Below are 19353 nucleotides of genomic sequence, written 5' to 3'. Positions count from 1 at the left end.
ATAGCAATATTAGCATGTTTTTTCAAATACTTATTATCAATTACTTACAAATAATTAACGATCTAAGCGCATTTTATCAGTCTATAAAAAATCCCAAGAGAAAACTCTCGGGATTCCTACTCTATTTTTTAAACTCTTCTACTGTAAATCTGTCATAAGAAATCTTACCAACTTCTTCGTCATAGCGAGACAGAAACTCCTGAAACCGACGGTCAATATAGCCAATAAACAGCACTTCATCTATATCTTCTTTATTGAAAAAGATAATATTTTGATTCACTAAGCCAAGTGGCAGAGTGACAGCTCCAAAGTCAAAGTAACCTTGTGCTTCGTCTTTTTCTGTAACTGGGCACTGATTGATGATCATAAACGGCTCTGTGCCATCCTTTACTCGGACAACACTCCCAATCGGTAATGCAGTACGTTTTGACATTATTCTACTCCTTCTAAATACTTCTTCGCTTCCTGAACATAGAAGAGCTCAGGATTTTCATTTGTAATACTCTCAAATAAGGCGCGTGAGCGTTCCTTATCACCCTTCAATTGCGCATTAAGCGCACCGTAGTAAACAAACATAATTCGAGACAGTTTGTTCTGAGGTTCTGTTGTATCAAAATAATCATTCACTTCCTGATTGAACACAATATCCTTGATTGCTTCTGCTTGAGAAACCAAGGCTCCCTTAGTATTTTTCCAATCAGATGCTTTGGATAATTGTTCCTCGAATAGAGGGATATTTTTCTCATCTTGCAGATGAATTGAAACCAGCAGTTGATAGAAAGTTGATTCTAAGAATAGATATGTTCTAAATCTTTTCCAAATCTTTTTAAAATTAATCTTTGACAAATTTTCCTTCGCAGACTGAAAATCTCCCTTTAAGTAGTATAGTTGTCCTTTAATAAAATGGAAATTTTCTTGATAGGTTGCTCTATAGAGCTTAATCGATTTCTCAGATTCGACCTTGAACATCGCTTCATACAATTCTAGATTCATAGCATCATGTAACATTAAATAGATAACTTTATTGGAGACAAATCGTAAATATAAAATCAAAATGATTCCAAGCCACATCAATGATATAAATAATATCTGCCATATTTTTGTATCACTTTTAGATTCTAGAAATGCTGCTAACGCGCCTAAAACTATTGCTAATATTGAACTAATTTGACTGATTGTCTCTATTTGAAGTAAGATGTTCTCAGTCGCTGAATTAACTATTTTCTTTACAAATTTCATATATTACTTCCCTTTATCATTAAAAATAGATACTCCGATAAAGATACTGACTACCGCACCTATAGCTTTAACGACTCCAAAAGTACCTAGTGCAGCACCAACAGATAGCACTCCCACATTCTCTGAAACCCACTCAAGCGCATTTCCCATATGATCCACATTCCTCTGTCCAATTTCATCAGTGACTGTCAATGTTGCGAAGTCCTGCTTCACTGTGGCGGTCTCCTTTACATAAGAAACTCGATAGCCATCTTCAGCCTTGTTCCCAACCTCAAAAGAGTGGTTCTTATAACCAAAAGTCATTGATAAACTAGGGTTAAGGTCATTAAAGTCTGAGTCTAACTTGCCTGAGGTATTAAAGCCACTGCTTAAATAAAAATCTCCAAATGCGACTTTGTTACTGTACTCATAATCATACTTGCCTTGAAAAATATCAGTCGTCAAGCCGCCAAAAGCCATATCGCCAGTAACACTAGTCTTCCTATTCTTGTATTTTCCTTTAAAAGTGATAACAGAATCCTTTTTAGTTTGCGCCGTAAAACTAATTTTACTCTTAAAATATTGAACCCCTGTGTCATAAACAGTAATTTCTTTCTCAAAAGTAACCTGATGACCTTCAAGAAAGCGAATCAACTCTTTCGGCTTTTTACCGCCATTAGAATATGAAACCAAAGAGATTGAACGGCCAAGTGTGTACCTCTAGTAATCACTTGATCCATCTTTCATCATTATAGCCGAAAAGAAGCATTTTTTCTAGCTTTCTTTTGTGTCAACCAAAAAATCCTGAGAGGAATCTCAGGATTTTTCATCAGCTAGCTCGAACACCTACTAGTATATCAGTATACAAGACCCCATTGATCTTGCTCGAAATATAAAAAATTGGTGTACATTCCTCTAATTCTTCTTGCATCAATAGATTGGTTAAACCATGGAGTGCCTTATCAAAATCAACAGCTTCCTCACCAGTCACTCGTGCTCCTACCATTCGTGGAACTAGAAAATAACTGTTATAGGCAGTCCCTTCTAGTAATTCATCGTATCCTAGATAATCCTCATAAACTGGAAGATAAACTGTAATGTTGTAAGTACCATCTTCTAATTCTCCTACATGGGGACAAGAATAAAAGGGATTGCTCTTAGGAGTGTAACCCGCAGCTACTGCCGTATTAATCATATCTTGAAAGGCAACTGAAATTTCATCACCAACAATATTGTAATCTACACTTAAGACATTACTTAACATTAAAAATTGATTGGTACCGTATGTAATATCTGCCATATTATTTCTCCACTGGAATAATTAAATCTACGAACAAATCATCATATACTGGAATTAACACTAAATAAAGCTTATCTTGCAACTCCCAGCCCTTCTCACGGATATAGTTTTTCATCTCATAAAGTCTCTCATCTAAGCCTTCTGCGAATAATACACGCTGACTAATACCATCTATGCTCAAGCTCGGAAGATAAGTTAATTGGCTAGTGGAGGCCGTTTCGGAAATAACCGGAATATACACCGTCACATCTTGTCGTTCCTCATCAAACTGAGTTGGAATCATCTCAAAGATAGTTGGGCCATCCTTATAAATCCCTTCAGTATATGGAAGAAGCTCTGTATGTGCAAATAGTTCTAATAGTTCATCCGGGCGGATCTGAACTTGATCCATCATCAAATGTGTCATTTGAATTTGTGTTTCTAAAATCATTTCTTTTCCTTTCTAAATCTATCTTTATCAAACTCCTTATCTTGGATCATATCTGAGGACACTTCTATATGCTTGATTGGGGTTGTTTCTTCGACATCATTGCGGTGTTGATAAGCATAAATAATATAAAACCAAGTTGCGTACAGAAATTGTCCAAAAATCATTAAGAATAAAGATATTCCCCATCCCATTAAAAAATCATATCCAAAAAATCCCAATAAAATAAAACAAAGAGCTAAAATCATTATCGGCCCCATTACAAAATTAAGCATAATTTTGCCTGCTTTCTCCGAGATAATTTCTTTAGAGTCCAAGTCAACCAAACAGCTCATGACGATAATAATCACAAGGGCATAGATAAGGGGGAGGGAAAGTTTTAAGCCAATAAAGCTATAGTCCCCACTCATAGCAGCAAAATCAACGATCGTATAAACATGGCCCGTCAGATACATTAGATAAGTCCCAAAACTCGTTAAAATCCCTCGCTTAAGGTCCAATAAGAAAACCAGATTTAAAATCCAAGTAACAATGCCAGCAATTACTAGAAATTTGTATAAGGATGGATTTTTTAGAACCTCTAAGCCTAAACCTAAGCCCCAAAATGGTAAAAAAACTAAAGGATACAAAATAAAAATCCCATTTAATACTCCCCAAAGGGGAACTGGTCCTTGTATTTTGCTTCGTTGAAATTCAAAAGTTTTTTTTATTCGTTCCAGTATCATTTAAACCATCCTCTCATGCCTTTTATCAGGCCATTGACTCCTTTTTTAAGATTATCAGTTATATGAAAACTATCGTTAAGTTTATTTGCAACCCAAACCGCACCTGCACTTGCTGCGATTGCTGCTGCCCAGTTAACCAAACAGGGGCTGTCGCAACACCTAATAGACTTAGCCCAGCACCTGCTAATGCAGCACCTGCACTTGCTGCCGCTGTCGCTGCAACAGTTGTTCCTGCCGCCTTGGCCGCATCAATCACAAAACCTGTTGCCACACTTGCTTTAACTTCATTACCTCTAAGACCCTGACGTTTGGCATTCTGAGAATTATCATGTATTTTCGAAAAAGTATCGACAACATCTAAGGCAACACCAACAACTGCTGCTCCTTTTAAGAACTTACCAAACTTAGAAGCTGTTTTAAATCCTTCTTTATAGTTTCTCAACCCCTCCTTAGCAGACTGAACTAAACCTTTTCCTCCTCCTGCTTTGCTAGCATTCCACAAGGCTTTCCCAGCTCCGTTAAAAGTTACTTCTTTGATAAATCCTTCCTTAAACAAGCTACCACTCGTCTTCACAATACTTTTCGTCACCCTCGCAAATTTGTGCCTCATCTTAGTGGTATCAGTAAAGGTTTTGAATACTTTGCTTAGGTCCTCATTATAACGTGTTTTCCCTAACTTCTCCATCAGGGATTTAAAAGTCTTAGTTAATTCACCATTTTTATATTGTACAATTTTATATTTATTACTCTTATCCAGACTTTTCCCAAGCTTAAAGTATTCATCTAACAACCTACCAAATTTTGTTGTCTCTTTAAGAATGATGGTGTTTCCTCGTTTATCTCGACTAAAACGATAAGCCGCATACAAAGCCGGCAAAACAGATTTCAAATATTTTTTATAACTTTTCCCATCTTTATATAGATCACCTTTTGTGATATTTTTATAAGAATTAAACAAGGAATCTATTAGGTTTTCATTTGCCGTTACCTTCCCACTGTACTTAGACTCGGCAAGTTGTTTTGCAAGAGCATTTTGATACTTTACATTTTGCGAGTTGCTATGGAGAGCTGTGTTAATTTCAGAAACGGAATTTCTAAATTGCGTTTTCTTGTAGTAATTTCTTGCTGTTTGATTGGTGTATGAAGTACGGCTGTATGCAGATAAAGTCTTAAGTTGACCATCTTGCATATCAATCAGATCAAAAGTATCTGTTTTCAGAATAACGTTATTAAACGTCTCCATGTTCTTAATCGTATCATCGAGGCTCTTTTGGGCTTTGGCATAGGTCGTATTGACATCATCCAAGCTAGGATTACTCAGAGAAATAATATCACTAATATCCGAGTAAATACTCTGTGTTCGTGTTGAAATCTTACTTAAGACTTTAATATCAAAAATTTTTATAAGACCTTATCAGTATAACCAACTAACAACTCTAGATATTGTAAACCATCTTTTGGAATCACATGATAAAAAGGTGTTGCCATCTCTAAATCGTTTTCTTCAAGTGAATCTATTAGTTTTGCAAAGCCTACTTCTGTCATTGAAGCAAAATCTCCTCTGACAACTGTTTTTAACAAATTATTGAGTTCAAAATAAGTTGAAAACTTATAACCTTCTAACTGAAATATATCATTCGACACAGGCATAAACATTTCAATATCCACTATCTCATTTAGAGGAACATTATTCAAACTGTAGAAAAACGGGCCTTTTAACTGGTAGCCCGCATCTACAACTCCTGATACAAATTGTTCCAAATGTTTTTCCAGCTCACTATAATGAAATGACATCCTCTTTCTAACCACATTTTGAAATGCAAGCCTATGAACTTTCACAACATCTTCAGGTAACTTCATCTTTCTCAACCTCACAATATAAATCCACTACATAATCACCATACAAATCTAATACAGCATGAAAAATATTTACCAGCTTAAATCCTGATACAGAAATTTCTTTTTCTATTTCTTCATAAGGGATAGGATCTTCTTGATTATAATGGCGATAATAAAAATCTGTTGTGAAATTCAATGACTCCTGAAAGAAAATACCAGAAGTATTTTCTCCCTTTATCTCAAGTTTATTCCCAACTGTTGTAAACACAAGAACATCTTGACTAGCTTTCATTGGATTGTAAGCATAAAACATCGGTCCATCTGTATAAAAGCCATTTTGTATCATTTGTATTTTAAATTCCTTCGAATCTGAAATCAAACGTTCAAAGAAGGTGGCTCGGGGCTCTAATTCTAACCCAAAACCAATTAAATTCTGCAGGCTTAATTCTTTTCTTTTAAATTTCATTGTTTTTTTCCTTTTTTGAAGCCATTTTTTACTTTTTTAATCATCAATAGAATAAAACTTCCCAAAATATCTAGTCCTATACCGCATATCAGTACTCTAGCAAGCCAAATAAGCCAAAGAGGAGTTGGGGAACTAAGATTGAAATAGCCAATATTGTACATAATACCTAGGAATATTGAACAAACCAAAATCTCAACAGGAATACGAATTTTTGCTTTCTTCAAACTAAATCCCTTAAATAAATCTCGAAAATTCTCTTTTTTCTTAGGTTCATCTTCCCAGTAGTCCTTACTCTGAGTTTTTAGATATAAAAGGTAGGCAACCTCTGTGATCAGTTGAGAAAAGGCATAGCTGAAAAGAAGAGTTCCAAGAATCCCAAAGATAAGTATCAATTTACCTGAAAGAAGCCCACCTAGCATGGAGAGCGTAAAAATTATGAGAAGAGAATTCTTACTGTAGGCGCTAGACTTCGCAAAATAATTGCTCATTGTTCTATTGATAGAGAAGCCTTTTTTTAACTGTCTCTTTAACCAAAAATAATGATAAATAAAGCCACAAACCGTACAAATAGCTAAAAATGGAACAAAAATTGGAGAATATTTGGGAAAACCTATCGTAAATTCCTTCGTTGAAATGGAAGTAACCAGAATCAGTAGCATCAACATTTGCAAAGAAAAGTAAACCCCAATATAGACTAGTATAAGAAAAATAGTTGATAAAATTTGCTTTTTATATATAAAAGAACTTACTAATGGAATAAAAAATGCAATGATTAGGTAAAGACAGAAAATAAGGAGTAAATCAAAGAACCAATTGTTAAGCGGATTCATTAAAACGACTTTGTCAAGATAATAATAAAAAACAAGAATTAATAGTGCTAATATAAATACTCCTGTCCATGAAATAACCATCATACTCGCAGATGCTCGTGTGTTAGCTAAACTTTTAAAGTAGGCCTTATTTGCATTCTGAATTTCTTCTATTGTTTTTTCTTTCACATTAACCTCCAAACACCAAACTTACTAAATTGCCTATACCATCTCCTATACCTTTTGTAATATTTTTAGTGTGATCTACTATGCTTTTGCTTCCAAATTCAAAATTATTTAGAAATAAATTAACTCCTATACCAGCAGCTGCGCCTACTACGGTACCTAACGGGGGTAGGAATGCTGAACCAATAGCAGCACCCAATCCAGCAGCTGCAGCACCTGATCCAATATCAACGGCTGAATCAATTACAAAATCTCGCGCTTCTTTTGCTGAGATACCATCAGATATATCCACATTCTCCCTAAAATTATTATAGATATTTATAGCTGTTAAAATTCCTCCAGCTAATTTAAACGCTTTGCCAACTTTCCCTACTTCTTTCCAGCCTTTAGCATCATTTAATGGATTAAGAGACTCTTTGAAACCGCTCCAGCCCGCTTTACCCATTTCTTTCATACGAGCAACACCTTGCAAATTACCTGAATAGTGGTAATTTTCTAGATCAATTCCTGAAGCATTTTGGAAATTGCGACCATGCCTGTATAAATTGTTAGTAGAAGATTTGAAAATAAACTTATTTCCCCATCTCATTCTTCCTTGGCTATCCATCGTTATTTCAACACCATTAAGAAAAATTTTGGAGCCTCGATAAGTAATGACAGCTTCTCCCAATGTCTTGATATAATCTGCAACTTCCTCGCTTTTTGGTTGAGAAAGACCAAAGGTTTCACCAATCTGCATTGCAGCAATATCTTTTTGTTGAGTCGAAGCTACTGTTCCACTATACTTAGACTCCGCTAACTGCTTAGCTAGTTTGTTTTGGTAGTTGACCTTACTACGCGAATTACTATGTAAGGCAGTATGAATTTCCTCCACAGAGTTTTTGAAAGATTCTCCTCTGTAGAAAGTTCTTGCTGTTTGATTGGTGTATGAAACACTGCTGTATGAAGACAAAGCCTTAAGTTGACCATCTTGCATATCAATCAGATCAAAAGTATCAGTATTCAGAATAACGTTATTAAACGTCTCCATGTTCTTAATCGTATCATCGAGGCTCTTTTGGGCTTTGGCATAGGTCGTATTGACATCATCCAAGCTAGGATTACTCAGTGAGATAATATCACTAATATCCGAATAAATACTCTGTGTTCGTGTCGAAATCTTACCTAAGCCTTCAATGGGATCTTTCATCCTTTGCTTAACTCGCTCTAGATACTCCGTATTGATAATCGCACTGTCATTGGTCTCACCAACCTTCTCCTTAAAAAGCTTGATAATCCCATCATAGCGGTTTACTATACTATCCAAAGCATTGGTATAGTTATCTAGCAAGGGAATCTGGTAATTAGAAACCTTTTGGTTGATTGTGTCCTTAACTACACCTTTGAGACTATCTGTAGAGACAACTTGGGACAAACTGCTTCTGGCTTTTGTTATCTCGCCCTTGATACTACCCACAGATGTACTCAAGGCCGATTTCTGAGCCTGTACCTCAGATAAATCAATCTTCATTCACTATCTCCTCTCCATATACGCTAGAAACAATGCCCTCATTGAAATACTCTCTGCGAAAGGCTTCTTGACAATAGCGCTCATCTGTCATATCTGTATATCCTTCCGATACGACTCGCTTGATGAAGAGATTGCTTACAAACAAGGGAGCCGTATCAAATCGCAACCCAAAAGGCCATGTGTATCCTATGTAATCTATGTAGCTTCCCGTTTCCATCACTACTCTGCGACCAGAAAGAACAACAAAAAAGTCCATCTGCTCACTCTCAAAGGCTGCAACCAAATCTTGTGGAAGAAGGTCTCGATCCAACTCTACGACACTGCCTAAAGGATAGATACGGCTAAAACAAAGATCAACATACGAAGCATATTGGATAAAGTGACCTCGCGAAAGAACAACCTCTTCTTTGAGACGCTTCACTCGAACTTCAGAACCCTCAAAGAAAAAATCTAGTGGAGCCCCAATCATCGGATGGTAGTGATAAGAGTCCTCTCCATTCATAAAAGCCAAATAACACTTGCGAAAGACTTCCGTATGTCCTGAGAGAGTCATAGAAACCGCGAATAAAAATTCTTTAGCCTGTTCAGTCACCTCTATGCGACTAAGAGCTTGCTTAAATAAAGATAGCTGTTCTTCTTTCATTTCATCATCCCCCCAGCTTGAATAGCACCTGCTTCTCGAGCGTCATCCTGAACTTTATTCTTCGCAGCTTGCTCCATCTTAGAAGCATCAGCTCGGGTAAAATCTTTCAACTTAACGATTGATTTATTAAAGTGCTCTAACACCTCATTAAACGTTGTAAAAGGGGTGAGATCTGTTTTTTTGAAAGTCAAATCCTTTATACGACCAATATTTGTCGTTGAGGACGATACACCCTTAGTAATACTATTCCATCTAGCTTTATCTACACCTATCGGTTTCATGTCTACCTCCTATTCCATACAATCATAAATACGAGCCTGCCGATAATAAGAATTAATCGTAGACTGCAAACCTTCCGACTCTGACTTAAGAGAGCGAATCTTGTCATCAATAGCTGTCTTATTATTGCTATGACTAATACAGAAATTAGAGATATGAGTTCCTAGAGCATAAAATTGTGCTTCAAAATCTTCTTGACGACTTCCCTTAAAACTTGTAGAATCCAACGGAATTATCTGACCAAGTGATCTACTTTTATTGCCTATAGATTGAATTTCTGTTGATAATTTACTACTAGCATTTTTTAACTTAGCGATTTTACCATCAATTTCAGTTTTAGCGGCTTGAGCTTCTGCGGCTCTCCTGCGAAATCTTGCAGCTACATCTCTATAATACGAGCTCATCTCATTTCTCCTTTTGCTATCAATATAAAATATCGCTTTTATTTTATCATATTTAAAATAGAATAGCTAGTAAGGTTAGGTAATACAAAAAACATACCCGCTTTTAAAAAGCTAATGGGTATGTTTACATAATCATCTATTAGGCAACTTGATCCGATAAACTTCTCTTCCGACAAAGAAATGAACTTCATCTACTTCCAGAAGTGGCTCATTATAATTCGTTTTCCCTTTGATCATCCCTTGATCCATAAATCTAGTTCCAAAGATACCTGCCGGCATATTTGACCGCAATCGCTTACTGAACTCATCAAATTTATTTTCAATAGTCTTTTGATGGCCGTGGAAAATGAAATAAACTCCTGCTTTAGCTGCATTTTTTAGAATAGATTCTAAAGTATTAAATGAGATTAACATTTTCTCGTTAAGAATATGTATATCTGGCATATACACAATCATTGGGATCTTATGTCCTCCATGAAGTCTGCGCTCTATTTCACCAACGATATCCGTAATGACTGCACTAAATTCTTCTGATGTGATAACTGAGTCACAATCAGCCTGATTAGCAAATCGACCCTCTAGATCAAAAACGATGCGTTGAGCTTTTCCTTCCAATTGTTTAAGGGCCTTCATGATAATGACTTCAAGCATTTCTGTCTGCTGAGGCGTATCATCCATAATCACAAAGTAGCCGTGCTCTTCTGGATTAAAGCCAACAATCTTTGTTGTTTCTTTATCATAACCTATTGGAACTTGTACTTGATGCAGCATAGTCTGTGTTTCCTTTGCCTGCTCAAAATCTTCCATTGTAATCTCATTTGGCAACATTGGAATTGGCTCTGGACGTACCCCCGTCCACATATTTGATATCGTCTTAATTTCCTCTTCTAACTGATAGAGGCGCTCAATATCATTGTCACCACCCGTAGGTAAATAGACCTGAATAGCATAAGGGATATCTTCTTTAATTTGAGCACGTCCGAAAATTTCTTGCTGAATGAGGGCCTCGCGACCTACTATTTCTTTAGCAGCCCCTTCATCTACCATGAAGAAGGCCATCCGTGAAGTTATATTGCTTGACATACTAATTTTAAGACTATTCGAACGAAGAACTGTTAAAATCACATAACAGCCTAAACTAGCTCCCTCACGTAGAATTCGATTAACCAAATTTTCAATTGACTCTTCTAAAGGTGTATCCTTTATAGAATCAAATCCATCAAAAATGGTTAAAATTATCGGAAGCTTTTCACCAGATTTCTGCTCATATTGAGAAAGACTTGCTACATTGTAAGCCGCAAATTTCTCCTTGCGAGCTTTCAATTCATGATCAATTCTCTTTAAGAATTTAACTAGTTTTTCTTCTTCATCAAATCTTGTCAAATCAACTACATGAGGTAACTCCTTAAGCGGTAGCAGACCATTCGTACCAAAATCAAACAAATTAACATGGACTTGTTCTGGAGTATTTAGTCGAGCAAGATTCATCACCAAGGTTTGGAGTGCAACAGACTTACCAAAACCAGGGGAACCGTAAAAGACAGTATGACCCATCTTTTCTATATCAAAGTTAAAATTAGTTTGTCTCTGCTCAGTAGGTATATCCATCTTAGCAAAAGGAACCGCCAAAACTTTTTTATCTGTCCAATGCACATCCGTTTCTGGTGATATAATCCTTGTCTCCAATGGCTCCAGCCAAGGTCTATCTGGCATAGTAATAGAAAAATGACTAGTAAATTCAGAAATATAATTCACAAGTGCATCAAGCTCAGTGATTTCTTCAGACTCTGTAGTTGTATAATCCTCATCAATTGATAGATCCTCAGATAGCAGCTCATATTGTCCTAAATCATTAATCAGCCAAATCCGTTCATCAACCGTCTCTTTTTTATCATCTCCCTGCGGAGCATAGGCTGCACCACTCCAAGCGGATTGGAATAATTCGTATATTTCATTATTTCCAACTTGTAGATAAGCACGTCCTGGTTCTTTGATACTTGCTGCATCTGGTGTTTTTATAATTTCAGACGAATCTGATGCATCTGAAACTTTTAAGGCTAATTTAAAACGCGAGTTAGACCATATTTGGTCATTAACAACACCTGACGGTTTTTGAGTCGCGAGGATAAGGTGAACCCCAAGAGAGCGTCCAATACGAGCAGTTGATACAAGTTCTGTCATAAATTCTGGCTCATGCTGTTTCAACTCTGCAAATTCATCACTGATAAGAAATAAATGTGGTAAAGGCTTGCTTGGAAAAGAATCCTTATCAGCAGCTAACTGTCCTTCTTTATACAATTTAGTATAACCATTGATATGGTTCACTCCAAATTGACTAAACAATCTTTGACGCTTTTGCAGTTCCGCCTTAATAGAGGCTAAGGCACGTGCACTTGAAGCCCCATCTAAATTCGTAATTGCCCCAAGCATATGAGGAAGATTGTTGAAAAGATTGGCCATTCCTCCACCTTTAAAGTCAATGGTAAGGATGCCAACATCCTCTGGACTGAAATTTACTGCTAAAGATAGAATATAGGATTGAAGAATTTCTGATTTCCCTGAACCCGTGGTTCCGGCCACGAGTCCGTGCGGCCCATGAGCTCGCTCATGAAGGTTCAACTCAACAACATCATCTTTCCCACGAAGTCCTAAAGGAACTGCCAATGTCTTTGAAGTATCAGCCCTTCGCCAATTCGAACCTAAATCTATTTCTTCTACTGTTTTAACATTATACAGCTCTAAGAAAGAAACAGACTTAGGAATCGTATTTTTTTCAACTTCAAGGTGTTCTAAGTTTGCCAATGTCCGAACGCATTGTTCGTAAGTCGGCAAAGCTGAATATGGACAAAATGTCTGAGCGCTGTAATTTCGACCGTCATTGATAATCTGCCCAGCATTCTGATTTTTATATTCAATCAATGTTGTGACTGTTTCAGGCAATAAACGCTGAGCTTCTTTTACCCAAATAACAGTAACACCAAGTTCTGTCAAATCTTTTGCAAGATATTCGTTTAAACTATGCCCTAAAAGATGTGAGTCATCTAAAATGGTTAAAACATAGTGAGGCTTAAATCGTGCATCTTTCTCACCCATCTCTTTTTTTAGCTGAGAGCGCTTTTGGATAATACGATAAAAAGAATTTAAAACTGCATCACGACTTCGAGCATCATGCACAAAACCTCGAATATTTCGTTCCTGCATTTTGAAATGAGGTAAGAAACGCCATTCTGACCAATCTTTCTCATAATCATGCTCATGAACCAAATTAATAAAGTTCACATCTAAATAACTATGAAAAATTGCCAACTGCAAGAGCAAATTATAAATAGCTGTCTTGGTAACTTCTTGATTACCAATCAATCCGACCGTCGCTTGTGCAATATTGACAGTAATAGGAACCTGTCTTTGTATCTGATATTTTTGAAGAACCTTTTGTGCAAATTTAGATGACTCATCTTTACTTTGAATATCAAAATTCGTTTGCAATTGGAGCTGACTTACTTTATTACCAAGCCCAAGAGAAAGTTGCAAAAAATCCTCATTGTAATCTAAGCGTTCGTAAATACGAGAATCATACCGAGCAATCATATCTGCTAAAACTTGAATTTCTGGTTGATTATACCTTAGAATCGCTGCCTCTTCTTGATAATATCGATTTAATTCTGAAACTTGCTTAAGCAAGTATTTTTCATAATCTTCTACCCGAATACGCTCCTGCTCTTTATTATCTTTTCTTTCTTCAAAATACTGGCTCATGGTTGTACCAGCAGTTAGCAGGCTAAACCCACCCATACCAATCATCATCAACGGGTTCCCTTTGAAAACAAAACTACTAAAAGCTGTAATTGCGAACATCCCAAGTGCAGGGACAATCGCTCTTACTAATGAATTTTTGGCTGGTTTTATCGGCAAAGGAGGTTGATTAATATGAATTTTTGAACTATAAATGGAGGGATTAATCCGAGGGCTTCTGCGATACTCTGGAAAATCTTGAGGATATTCGCTTGCACACTCTTCAACTAATATTTTCTCTAGATTAAAAATAGGAATTGAGTAGAGAGAAGAAATTTTCCATTGTAACTTTCGCTTTTCAATGAAATGCTGAGCAGTAGCAATCATATCTCCTATTTCAAATGGAAATAACCCACTTTCTTCAATTAGTTTATAATTAAGATAAACTGGCCTATCACCAATTTCAATCTGTACTTGTTTATCGGAGAAAATCAAAACTGTTGAAGAACTAATCTTCAGATCAGCTTCTTCCTGACTACTGCAAATGAAAAGCTCTGTCGGAGCAAAAATATAGGTCGTAAAGATTTCTTTTTCAGACTCTAATAAAGTGACTTTTTCCTCACCAAAAACTGTCTCTCCTAACTTTAAGATATCTCCATTTCGATAAACAGTCTGGTTCTCCAATTTATATGCACTACCATTCAATAAAATAGACTGTGAATCTATTATATTAGCAGTTAAGAGTTCTCTCGTTTCTATTAGTAACGTGTAGAGGGGATGATACTCTTCGAAAAGTTGATCACCTAGCTGGTGATAGTATACGTTCTTATTTTCTTCCATCAACTACTCACCATTTCCTTTTGATGAAGAAGTATCTTTAGAGTGACTACTGTCATCCGTACTTTTTTCACCAATTTCTGAGGATAATTCCTTTATTTTTTTCTCATATTCACTCAATTTTTTCTGTTTCTCTGAACCATTCATATTTACATTTGACCTGACTGATTCATAAAGATTTGTATAAGCATGCAGAATAAGTTGGGTATCTCCAATATTCTGGGCTACATCCAGTGCCTTTTCAAATTTTCCACGACCCAAATAAATCCAATAATTCAAAATAGTATCATCACTAGATTCCGTAATCGTATTTAATACTGTTTCTTTTTGCTTATCACTCAAACTATCTAAACGAACATAACTAGCTGCTAGAATGTATTTCGCCTCTTTAGGTAATGAATCTACACTATAAGCCTTTAGCGATTCGACTGTCTCAGAAAAATCTTTTCTCATAAAGTTTGATTGTGCCATGATGACTGCAGATTTTAAAGGTCCATCCTTGAACATAGATTGATAAGTTGTGAAACTAAGAACCGCAGAAACAACAGCTAGAACCGACGTAGCAATCAATAGACCTTTCCATTTTTTAGTATTGACCAAAATATTCTCTATCGAACTCTTTTTTGACAATGTATAATATTTTTCAGAAACATACTGATTAATTTCTTCCAAAGTCCTTAAGGGAATAATATCCTGAGCAATTTTATCTTTAACAGCATCTAACCCACTAACAGCCAACTCAAAATCTACTTTTGGCACTAAAATAGATACCATCAATGCTTTGTAGGATGCTAGACAAAATTCTTCATCATATATCCGTGGAGACAATAACTTCTCAATCCCTCGATGAAGCATCTTCACTTTCCCACCTAAAATAACAATATTTTCTGGATGTATATAAGGAATTTTAAAATTATTTTCTCCTAATTCTATAGAAGTCATTTTTTGGGCTAGAGCAAATCGCTCCAATTCTGTCTTTAATGAGAACAACTCCTCTGTAACTGTTTTAAAATATGCAGGTATTTCATAATCTAAACACAGCGAACCATCTTCTTGTCTTATCGCAACACGACAGTATTCTTTGATAGCATCTAGCCGTTCTCTGTCATATCCTGAAGAGGAAACTTGAACAGTAACTTTATTCTCCGCCTTCAAAAAAATTAGCTTATCCCCGTCAAACATATATTACTACCCTTCCTAATTCTTCTTTCTAACCGATAATTTCTAGTATATCTCCATTACTAATAGGATAATTGGCTAAAATATCATTTCCTTCTATGTGAATATGTTTATTTTTTACTTTAAACCAAAATTGATCATCAACTGGCAGCCCCAGTTTTGTTCTAATCACTCTATTATTCAATATCTTCTTAAAATTTATCCAAGTTAGAGACTTTGAAACTCTAATATCTAATTCTCTCTGTTTATATTCTATTGTTATCTCTACTTTTCCTAAGTCCATGCCATTTCCTTCCTAAAAATATTCCTGCAGTAGTCATAAAAATTAAAAAAATAGCAATCAATATATTAAATATTCCTTTTCCAATTTTTTTATTATTATGTTTAGTTACAGAAAAACCTTCAGCTAATTTATAGTCTGTAAATAGTGATTTTTTTAATTGAAGTGTATCTAATCCATAAATAGAAAAACTTTTCTCTTGCTTAAAAATATTTATTTCTGCTTCTTGCAGTAACTCTTTAGTTGTCCGATTTCTTTCATCCACCGCTTTTTTTGTTCGATTCAAGAACAGGTTAGGTGCATACTTTGATTCGATTAGATTGGCATTATTATTTTCCTGAGTACCATTTGTAATAATATCTGTGTCTAGCTTTAACTTCCCATCATCTGCAAACACTAATTGAGGTAGTAACAAACAACATATAAATAGAATCTGTAATTTTGCTTTTTTTTTCATAACAAAAATAAGCGTCAAGTTTCCCTGACGCCCCTCAATTCTTTTTACAAACCAAAACTTTGCGCATCATGTTGGTCGCGTTCAGCAACAGTTTGAGCATAGTTGTTCAATTGTTGATTAATACTTACTAAAAGTTCTTCAAATTTTTGAACATGAGTATATAGTTGATTATATTGTTCGAGGTAAGCATTAAAAGCTTGACCTTTCCACTGTGATGCAATTTCACCGTTTGTTTTATTAACAGTTTGAATTGCTTGTTCAATCTGATCTTTAGCACTAGTATAAATACGTGCTTGTTCTTTTAGCTGTTCTGGGGTTAAACTAATAACTGACATAGGTGTCTCCTTTTGTGTTTTTATTACTTCTTTAATTTATCATATTTATAAGAGTTTGTCAATTTTGAAGTACAAAGTACTGCTAAAAACAGATTCCCATGTTACTTATTAAATAATTAAACTATATCTATTATTTCTTAAGTCTCTTTTCGTAGCTATCCTTAGACAGTAGAATCTATTTACTACTTTATACTTCCAGTAGAAACTTTCTTTTCATTTTATATAAGGCATTAAGGCAATAGTACGCCACATCCTACCTTTTCTCATAAATCAACATCCTTATGGTATCCTATAAAATCTTTACATATTAGGCGCCTTCTAAGCTAACGTAAATAGCATATTTGTCCAACTATTCAGCATATTTGAATTATAAATACTTATTGCAACAATTATCAGGAGATAATTCCATATGAGAAATTACTTATTCTTATAAAGACTATACAATCCATTTAAACTGTCGTCTATTGTCACTACTCTCATTAAATGAATCACAATTTTATCCACATCTACTTTTGCATTTCTATCAAGCGCTATAGCTATAGAACCTATCATCTCTATAACATAGAGGTATTGTGGAGTATTTTAGTATAAACAAAAGATCCTATACGAATTATAGTCTAATGTGACTAGAACATCATTAAAAAGAATCATATGGAACTAATTAATTCATTAAGAATCCTCGATAATCCCAATAAGCAGATTTTTTTATTGATGATAATCGTAGGCAAGGCGAGAGCTGCCATCTGGCAAATAAATCGTACCACACTGGCTAAAACCGTAGCGGCGAATGGCTGCCTGCATCGGCTGGTTATCTTCATGCGTATCAATGCGAAGATAAGGAATCTGCTGCAAGCAAAAGTCAAAACACAGGTAAGCCAGACCCTTGACTTGTCCATTTGAAGCGATACGATGGATTGTACCGTAAGGCTCTGAAAAATGCCAAGCACCTGCAATCTCTTGGTAGGTTGGATCTGGTCCGATGATGAACGCAAAGGTTCCAACAACTTGCCCAGCCTTTTCAAAGACATAGCAGTGACCTGCCCGAATATCTTCCTCTACCAGCTGACGATTCGGATAGGAAGCTGGCCACTGACTGGGATTTCCCATAGTCCGCATAAACTCCCTAGCCTGATCAAAAATTGCTAAAATCGCTGGGATATCCTGCATTTCCGCCAAGCGAATCATGTCGCCTCCTTCCAGCCTATTACCTTATTTGACAAATTCCTCGTAGTTACCCGTGTAATTAGCCCACTCCTTACTGAAGAATTTTTCATTGATCTGATAATTCGGAGCAGGTTGAGGATTAGACACAAAAGGATCGACAGCCTTGTCGAAAGCCAGCCAGCCATTCCAGCCCATGTGGATCGTGTCCTGCATGAAGTAAGGCTTGTCGCCGTCCTTAGAAAAGTCAGCAATATTTGTAAAACCTTGACTCTCCAGCTGGAACTTAATCTTCTCAACTGTCCGCTGATACATCTCTTCGCTCAGTCCAGTATAGGCCATCCATTTGGCATTGACTGGTGGAATGACAAAGATAACATTCGTATGGGATTTGGCAAATTGTTCCAAAACTAGCTGCAAATCATTGTACTCAGGAGACTTTTCGTAAGACTGCTTGGATTGGAAGCCTTTGAACTTCTTGATTTTTCTAGCCAAACGCTTCTTATAAAAGTCGTTATCGATACCTAAATCATTGTTATTGGTCTGCTTGACAGCATCTGCCGTAGCCAGCTGCTCCAACTCTTCATAAGAAAAGTCATCTGGAAGACGGGAAAGCTGAGGCAAAACCTTCGTGTCATAGTTGCCATTATTACCAGCAGCAAATGTACTGAAAAAAGCATCCTCCCGCTGATAAATCCGACTCATAGTATGGATATACTGCTGCTCAAAAGAAGTCAGTTGGCTTCCATCGGCCACTTTCCTGACAATATCTCCCATAGCAATGTTGGGATAGAGCTGCAAAAGTCGCTGGGCCGCATACTGAGCGCCTACGCCACCGTCCTGCCAGCTGAGAAAGCCAGCTAGCTGGTCGCTATTGAAATACTGCTGAAAAGCTGCTGCATCATAGCCTTTTTTGGTAAACCATTGCGGAGAAACGACATATACCGCTGTCTTATTCTCCAGCTCAGAAGCCATCTGCTGCATTCCAAAATATTGGTTGAGCGAAGCCGCCCCCCGCTGCCCTAGAAAATAAGGTCGGTAATTGCGGTCATACTTTTCAGCCAAAACAGCTGGGTGCATACTGTCAAAGCGCAGCCATTCGCTGGAGCCAAAGTAGGGCACAAAACGGGTATCTTGATCTGTCAGGGCCGTCATTTTTTTGCTACGGCTTTTGAACGTTTCTGCTGTAAGAGTCACAGCTGCCCGCTTCTCTGCTTCCACATCGTGCTTTTTCTCAAGCGGATAGAAGAAAAAGAGCAGGGCGACCATGACCAAGGCGCAGAAGACCGGCCCCAGAATCAGCCAGAGTCGTTTAAGCATTACGAAGCTCCGTTACGCCTTCAACGATTTTATTGGCTGTATTCCAGTCATCGCGGCCAAATTCTGATACTGGCACACGGATGTCAAAACGGTTTTCCAGCTCAACAATCAGCTCTACTGTCCCCATACTGTCCAAAACGCCAGCATCAAACAAATCCTCGTCCATCATGTCCGAAACATCTTCCATAAATAATTCGTCAATAATTTCAATTACTTCTGCTTTTACATCCATTATAGTTTCCTCGT

The 19353-nt window shown here is 36.5% G+C and carries 22 protein-coding genes; all 22 read right to left on the bottom strand.

Annotated elements, in window-relative coordinates; all coding sequences use genetic code 11:
* Positions 1-121: 121 nt before the first annotated feature.
* The 22 genes from SCRDD08_RS00440 to dltC all read right to left on the bottom strand — a co-directional run bounded on the left by SCRDD08_RS00440 (position 122) and on the right by dltC (position 19339).
* Complete coding sequence (locus SCRDD08_RS00440; protein ID WP_061421957.1) at positions 122-433, bottom strand: DUF4176 domain-containing protein; 312 nt, start codon at positions 431-433, stop codon at positions 122-124.
* Positions 433-1239 (bottom strand): hypothetical protein, encoded by an 807-nt coding sequence (locus SCRDD08_RS00435; protein WP_061421956.1) that lies wholly within the window; start codon positions 1237-1239, stop codon positions 433-435. The genes SCRDD08_RS00440 and SCRDD08_RS00435 overlap by 1 nt, the downstream gene beginning before the upstream one ends.
* Before the next feature lie 3 nt (positions 1240-1242).
* On the bottom strand, positions 1243-1911 hold the full coding sequence (locus tag SCRDD08_RS00430; RefSeq protein WP_061421955.1) for a hypothetical protein: 669 nt from the start codon (positions 1909-1911) through the stop codon (positions 1243-1245).
* A gap of 136 nt (positions 1912-2047) precedes the next feature.
* The gene (locus SCRDD08_RS00425; protein ID WP_061421954.1) at positions 2048-2518 is read right to left on the bottom strand and encodes a DUF5085 family protein; all 471 of its coding nucleotides are present in this window, start codon (positions 2516-2518) and stop codon (positions 2048-2050) included.
* 1 nt (position 2519) lies between these two features.
* The gene (locus SCRDD08_RS00420) at positions 2520-2948 is read right to left on the bottom strand and encodes a hypothetical protein (RefSeq protein WP_061421953.1); all 429 of its coding nucleotides are present in this window, start codon (positions 2946-2948) and stop codon (positions 2520-2522) included.
* Positions 2945-3670, bottom strand: a complete 726-nt coding sequence (locus tag SCRDD08_RS00415) for a hypothetical protein (protein ID WP_061421952.1) — start codon at positions 3668-3670, stop codon at positions 2945-2947. Before SCRDD08_RS00415 ends, SCRDD08_RS00420 begins: the two co-directional genes overlap by 4 nt.
* 58 nt (positions 3671-3728) lie before the next feature.
* Positions 3729-4991 carry a hypothetical protein gene (locus SCRDD08_RS00410; RefSeq protein WP_231089360.1) on the bottom strand — a complete coding sequence of 421 codons (1263 nt, stop codon included), beginning with the start codon at positions 4989-4991 and terminating at the stop codon, positions 3729-3731.
* Positions 4992-5071: 80 nt separating this feature from the next.
* Positions 5072-5530: a DUF5085 family protein gene (locus SCRDD08_RS00405; RefSeq protein WP_061421951.1), complete on the bottom strand. Its 459-nt coding sequence runs from the start codon at positions 5528-5530 to the stop codon at positions 5072-5074.
* On the bottom strand, positions 5517-5975 hold the full coding sequence (locus SCRDD08_RS00400; RefSeq protein WP_061421950.1) for a hypothetical protein: 459 nt from the start codon (positions 5973-5975) through the stop codon (positions 5517-5519). Before SCRDD08_RS00400 ends, SCRDD08_RS00405 begins: the two co-directional genes overlap by 14 nt.
* A complete protein-coding gene (locus SCRDD08_RS00395; protein ID WP_061421949.1) occupies positions 5972-6973 on the bottom strand; it encodes a hypothetical protein in 1002 nt (333 codons plus the stop codon). The genes SCRDD08_RS00400 and SCRDD08_RS00395 overlap by 4 nt, the downstream gene beginning before the upstream one ends.
* A gap of 1 nt (position 6974) precedes the next feature.
* Positions 6975-8480 carry a T7SS effector LXG polymorphic toxin gene (locus SCRDD08_RS11250; RefSeq protein WP_061421948.1) on the bottom strand — a complete coding sequence of 502 codons (1506 nt, stop codon included), beginning with the start codon at positions 8478-8480 and terminating at the stop codon, positions 6975-6977.
* Positions 8470-9123, bottom strand: a complete 654-nt coding sequence (locus SCRDD08_RS00385; RefSeq protein ID WP_061421947.1) for a DUF4176 domain-containing protein — start codon at positions 9121-9123, stop codon at positions 8470-8472. Before SCRDD08_RS00385 ends, SCRDD08_RS11250 begins: the two co-directional genes overlap by 11 nt.
* Entirely contained in the window at positions 9120-9404 is a 285-nt protein-coding gene (locus SCRDD08_RS00380; RefSeq protein ID WP_061421946.1) for a hypothetical protein, read from the bottom strand. Before SCRDD08_RS00380 ends, SCRDD08_RS00385 begins: the two co-directional genes overlap by 4 nt.
* Positions 9405-9413: 9 nt before the next feature.
* The gene (locus tag SCRDD08_RS00375) at positions 9414-9806 is read right to left on the bottom strand and encodes a YwqH-like family protein (RefSeq protein WP_061421945.1); all 393 of its coding nucleotides are present in this window, start codon (positions 9804-9806) and stop codon (positions 9414-9416) included.
* Positions 9807-9938: 132 nt separating this feature from the next.
* Positions 9939-14378, bottom strand: a complete 4440-nt coding sequence (gene essC / locus SCRDD08_RS00370; protein ID WP_061421944.1) for a type VII secretion protein EssC — start codon at positions 14376-14378, stop codon at positions 9939-9941.
* Positions 14379-14381: 3 nt separating this feature from the next.
* Entirely contained in the window at positions 14382-15557 is a 1176-nt protein-coding gene (essB, locus tag SCRDD08_RS00365) for a type VII secretion protein EssB (protein WP_061421943.1), read from the bottom strand.
* Positions 15558-15585: 28 nt separating this feature from the next.
* Positions 15586-15837: an EsaB/YukD family protein gene (locus SCRDD08_RS00360; RefSeq protein WP_061421942.1), complete on the bottom strand. Its 252-nt coding sequence runs from the start codon at positions 15835-15837 to the stop codon at positions 15586-15588.
* Positions 15800-16291: a type VII secretion protein EssA gene (gene essA, locus SCRDD08_RS00355; protein WP_061421941.1), complete on the bottom strand. Its 492-nt coding sequence runs from the start codon at positions 16289-16291 to the stop codon at positions 15800-15802. The genes SCRDD08_RS00360 and essA overlap by 38 nt, the downstream gene beginning before the upstream one ends.
* A 44-nt stretch (positions 16292-16335) precedes the next feature.
* A complete protein-coding gene (locus SCRDD08_RS00350; RefSeq protein WP_061421940.1) occupies positions 16336-16626 on the bottom strand; it encodes a WXG100 family type VII secretion target in 291 nt (96 codons plus the stop codon).
* Between the two features lie 705 nt (positions 16627-17331).
* Positions 17332-17811 carry a GNAT family N-acetyltransferase gene (locus SCRDD08_RS00345; protein ID WP_061421939.1) on the bottom strand — a complete coding sequence of 160 codons (480 nt, stop codon included), beginning with the start codon at positions 17809-17811 and terminating at the stop codon, positions 17332-17334.
* Positions 17812-17835: 24 nt separating this feature from the next.
* A complete protein-coding gene (gene dltD / locus SCRDD08_RS00340) occupies positions 17836-19107 on the bottom strand; it encodes a D-alanyl-lipoteichoic acid biosynthesis protein DltD (RefSeq protein WP_061421938.1) in 1272 nt (423 codons plus the stop codon).
* Complete coding sequence (dltC, locus tag SCRDD08_RS00335; protein ID WP_005591431.1) at positions 19100-19339, bottom strand: D-alanine--poly(phosphoribitol) ligase subunit DltC; 240 nt, start codon at positions 19337-19339, stop codon at positions 19100-19102. The genes dltD and dltC overlap by 8 nt, the downstream gene beginning before the upstream one ends.
* Between the last annotated feature and the right edge of the window lie 14 nt (positions 19340-19353).

Origin of the sequence: Streptococcus cristatus (genome assembly GCF_001578775.1) — a bacterium.
GTDB classification, from domain to species: domain Bacteria; phylum Bacillota; class Bacilli; order Lactobacillales; family Streptococcaceae; genus Streptococcus; species Streptococcus cristatus_A.
The sequence above is the reverse complement of the archived record's forward strand: the minus strand, read 5'-3'. Positions and strand labels throughout refer to the sequence as shown.